The following is a 4,118-nucleotide window of genomic DNA, read 5'->3' on the forward strand; positions in this document are numbered from 1 at the left end:
GTGGTTAAAAACTAGTCACCCATGAGGTCACCCTGGGTTTATTCTGTTTGTGTTTTTTTGTTCGTAATGTCGGTTAAGTACTTGAAATCCTTATGTAGCTTAGTTTGAAGTATTTTACCGATTAGTGGGATAGTACATATCATATAGATGAATAACCATTTAATATTTAACGTATCAAGATACATATTTTGCAGGTAGAGAATGGTTGAGTGGATTGTTCTTGAACAAGGACTAAACAAAATAAGCAGTTAGCCTGTAAAAAGGTGCAATTAACCCTAGTCAAATGGGGTTTGCTCACGTAAAATTTGTGTCTTTTTCTATTTTCGCCTAAGAAAATATGTAAGCCCGAAGACTCGTAGGTTTGACCTACATGCACTGGAAGAGATGATGTCACAGTTAACAGAGATCGTAGAACAGGCCTTAGCCGCCATCAAAGACGCTACAGATTTAAAAGCGCTTGATGACCTCCGTGTCGATTACCTTGGTAAAAAAGGTAAAATTACCGACATGATGAAGATGATGGGGAAACTGCCTCCTGAAGAGAAGCCGGCCTTTGGTCAAGCTGTCAACCAAGCTAAACAAGCGGTTCAACAGCAGCTATCTATACGCATCGATGGATTGAAAGCGGCAGAACTTGAAGCGCAGTTGAAAGCTGAAAGCATTGATGTGAGCCTACCTGGGCGTCGTATCGAAAATGGTGGTCTACACCCAGTTACTCGTACAATCGAACGTATTGAGAGTTTCTTCGGTGAACTAGGTTTTACCGTAAAAGACGGTCCTGAAATTGAAGATGACTTTCATAACTTCGATGCGTTAAACATCTCAGAGCATCATCCAGCCCGTGCTGATCATGACACTTTCTACTTCAACCCGAAAGTAATGTTGCGTACCCAAACATCGGGTGTACAAATTCGTACTATGGAGCATGAAAAGCCACCACTACGTATCATCTCTCCGGGCCGTGTTTACCGTAATGACTACGACCAAACACATACGCCAATGTTCCACCAAGTCGAAGGCTTGCTTGTTGCAGAGAATGTTAACTTTGCAGAGCTTAAAGGCATATTGCATGACTTCTTGCGCAACTTCTTTGAAGAGGACCTTGAGGTTCGCTTCCGTCCATCTTACTTCCCATTCACTGAGCCATCAGCTGAAGTTGACGTAATGGGCAAAAATGGCAAGTGGTTAGAAGTACTAGGTTGCGGCATGGTTCACCCAAATGTACTGCGTAGCGTGGGTATCGATCCTGAGAAGTACTCTGGCTTTGCATTCGGTATGGGTGTTGAACGTCTATCTATGTTGCGTTATGGCGTTAACGATTTACGTTCTTTCTTTGAAAATGATCTTCGCTTCCTTAAGCAATTTAAATAAACGGAGCTGTATAGCATGAAATTTAGCGAATCTTGGCTTCGTGAGTGGGTTAACCCAAGTGTTAACCGTGAAGAATTAGCACACCAAATTACTATGGCAGGTTTGGAAGTTGACGGCATTGATGGCGTTGCAGCAGACTTTAGCGGTGTGATTGTTGGTGAAGTTGTTGAGTGTGGTCAGCACCCAGATGCTGACAAATTACGTGTAACAAAAATAAGTGTTGGTGCTGATGAGCTAATCGACATTGTTTGTGGTGCACCAAACTGCCGATTAGGCCTTAAAGTGGCCGTTGCTATGGTTGGCGCAGTGCTACCTGGTGATTTTAAAATCAAGAAAGCCAAGCTGCGTGGTCAACCATCATTCGGTATGCTTTGTTCATACGGTGAACTCGGCATCGACATTGAAAGCGATGGTATTATCGAGCTTCCGACTGATGCACCAATCGGCCAAGATGTGCGTGAATATCTTGACCTTGATGATGCTGTTATTGATGTTGATTTGACTGCTAACCGTGCCGATTGTCTTGGTATGGCGGGTCTTGCTCGTGAAGTGGGTGTTTTGAATCGCCAAACAGTGACAGAGCCTTCTTGGGAAGCTGTTACTGCCACTATCAGTGATGAAGTCAGTATTGATCTACAAGCTGAACAAGAATGCGGACGATACTTGGGCCGTGTGATTAAGAATGTTGACGTAAAAGCGGCAACACCACTTTGGATGCAAGAGAAGTTGCGCCGCAGTGGTATTCGTTCAATTGACCCAATTGTTGATATTACCAACTATGTATTGATTGAATTTGGTCAGCCAATGCACGCATTTGATAATGCGAAATTGGAAGGTGGTATTGAGGTTCGCAAACCTAATGGCGAAGAAAAACTAACACTGCTTGATGGCAATGAAATCACCATCCCAGAAGGTATGTTGATTATCGCTGACAATGTTAAACCGCTGGCGCTAGCAGGCGTATTTGGTGGCGAGCATTCAGGCGTGACCACTGAAACGACTGATATCATGCTCGAGTGTGCGTTCTTCGCACCACTTGCTATTTTGGGTAAAGCTCGAAAAATTGGTCTACATACTGATGCATCTCATCGTTTCGAGCGTGGTGTTGATCCGCAACTGCAACATAAAGTAATGGATCGCGCGAGTCGCCTTGTGCTTGATATCTGTGGTGGTGAAGCGGGTCCTGTTGTTGAAGCTAAATCCGAAGACAACCTACCAAAGCCAGTGCAAATTGTATTACGTCGCAGTAAGTTAGATCGTACTTTGGGTCACCATATCGAAGATAACGATGTGACTGAAATCTTAGAACGACTTGGCTTTGTTGTTGAAGTGACTGAAGGGCAGTGGAATGTTACAACTGCGACTTATCGTTTTGATATGGCAATCGAAGAAGACTTGATTGAAGAAGTTGTCCGTATTTACGGCTACAACAATATTCCAAATATTGCGCCAATAGCGCAATTAAGCATGTCAGATCACAATGAGTCAGATATTAGTTTAAAGCGTGTTCGTAGCATGTTGGTTGCACGTGGATTTCAAGAAGCGGTAACTTATAGCTTTGTTGATCCTAAGCAGCAAAACCTGATACATCCAGACGCTGAAGCGATGATCTTGCCGAATCCAATTTCGGTTGAGATGTCAGCAATGCGTCTGTCTATGTTTACCGGTTTATTATCGGCGGTAGGTTACAACCAAAGTCGTCAGCAAAACCGCGTTAGGTTGTTTGAAACAGGGCTGCGTTTTGTACCAAATGAATCTGCAGACTCAGGTGTTGCTCAAGAGCCAATGTTGTCAGCGGTAATTGCCGGAAACCAGAACGATGAGCACTGGTCAATGGAGTCAAATACTGTTGATTTCTTCGATCTCAAAGGTGATCTTGAAGCGGTGATAGGATTAACGGTTGCTGACAACGAGTTTAGTTTCAGAGCCGCGACGCATCCAGCGCTTCATCCAGGACAATCAGCTGAAATATTACGGAATAACCAAGTGATTGGCGTCATCGGAACGGTTCATCCGTCACTTGAGAAGCCATTTGGGCTCAATGGTAAAACAATTATTTTTGAGCTGGAATTGAATGCATTATTGCATGCTAAATTGCCGCAAGCCCAGACTGTATCTAAGTTTCCAGCTAACCGTCGTGACATTGCCATCGTCGTTGATGAGGCTGTTGCTGCCGATAATGTTGTAAAATTGATAAGAAAAGTTGGCGAAAATCAGTTGGTTGGCATAAACTTGTTCGACGTATACCAAGGTAAAGGTGTAGAAGAAGGCAAAAAGAGCCTTGCAATCGCACTCTTATTACAAGACAACGCTCGTACACTTGAAGAGAAAGAGATCGCCGAGATGGTTGATGTAGTGGTTTCTGCTCTGAAAGACGAGTTCAACGCATCGTTGAGGGACTAAAAGTATGGCACTTACCAAAGCCGAAATGGCAGAACATCTTTTTGAAACGCTAGGTATCAATAAGAGAGTAGCGAAAGAGATGGTAGAGACGTTTTTCGAAGAAATTCGTCAAGCCCTTGAAAGTGGTGAGCAGGTCAAGCTATCTGGCTTTGGCAACTTTGACCTGAGAGATAAGAATCAAAGACCGGGAAGGAACCCAAAGACGGGAGAAGATATCCCTATTTCAGCGAGACGTGTTGTGACATTTCGTCCAGGACAGAAGCTGAAAAGTCGCGTCGAAGAAGCTAACGCAAAGAAGTAATTGCAATAGCATCGTGATGAAGAGGCCACTCAATAGAGTGGCT

At 43.8% G+C, this 4,118-nt stretch carries 3 protein-coding genes; all 3 read left to right on the forward strand.

The window, feature by feature from the left end; genetic code table 11:
• Positions 1–387: 387 nt before the first annotated feature.
• The 3 genes from pheS to ihfA are packed head-to-tail and all read left to right on the forward strand — an operon-like array spanning position 388 to position 4,075.
• Positions 388–1,371 carry a phenylalanine--tRNA ligase subunit alpha gene (gene pheS, locus AB4238_RS22180; RefSeq protein WP_044555921.1) on the forward strand — a complete coding sequence of 328 codons (984 nt, stop codon included), beginning with the start codon at positions 388–390 and terminating at the stop codon, positions 1,369–1,371.
• Between the two features lie 15 nt (positions 1,372–1,386).
• On the forward strand, positions 1,387–3,774 hold the full coding sequence (gene pheT, locus AB4238_RS22185; protein WP_372035772.1) for a phenylalanine--tRNA ligase subunit beta: 2,388 nt from the start codon (positions 1,387–1,389) through the stop codon (positions 3,772–3,774).
• 4 nt (positions 3,775–3,778) lie between these two features.
• Entirely contained in the window at positions 3,779–4,075 is a 297-nt protein-coding gene (ihfA, locus tag AB4238_RS22190; RefSeq protein ID WP_012142935.1) for an integration host factor subunit alpha, read from the forward strand.
• The last annotated feature ends 43 nt before the right edge of the window (positions 4,076–4,118 follow it).

The sequence above is a fragment of the Shewanella sp. 10N.286.45.A1 genome (genome assembly GCF_041470405.1).
Lineage (GTDB): Bacteria > Pseudomonadota > Gammaproteobacteria > Enterobacterales > Shewanellaceae > Shewanella.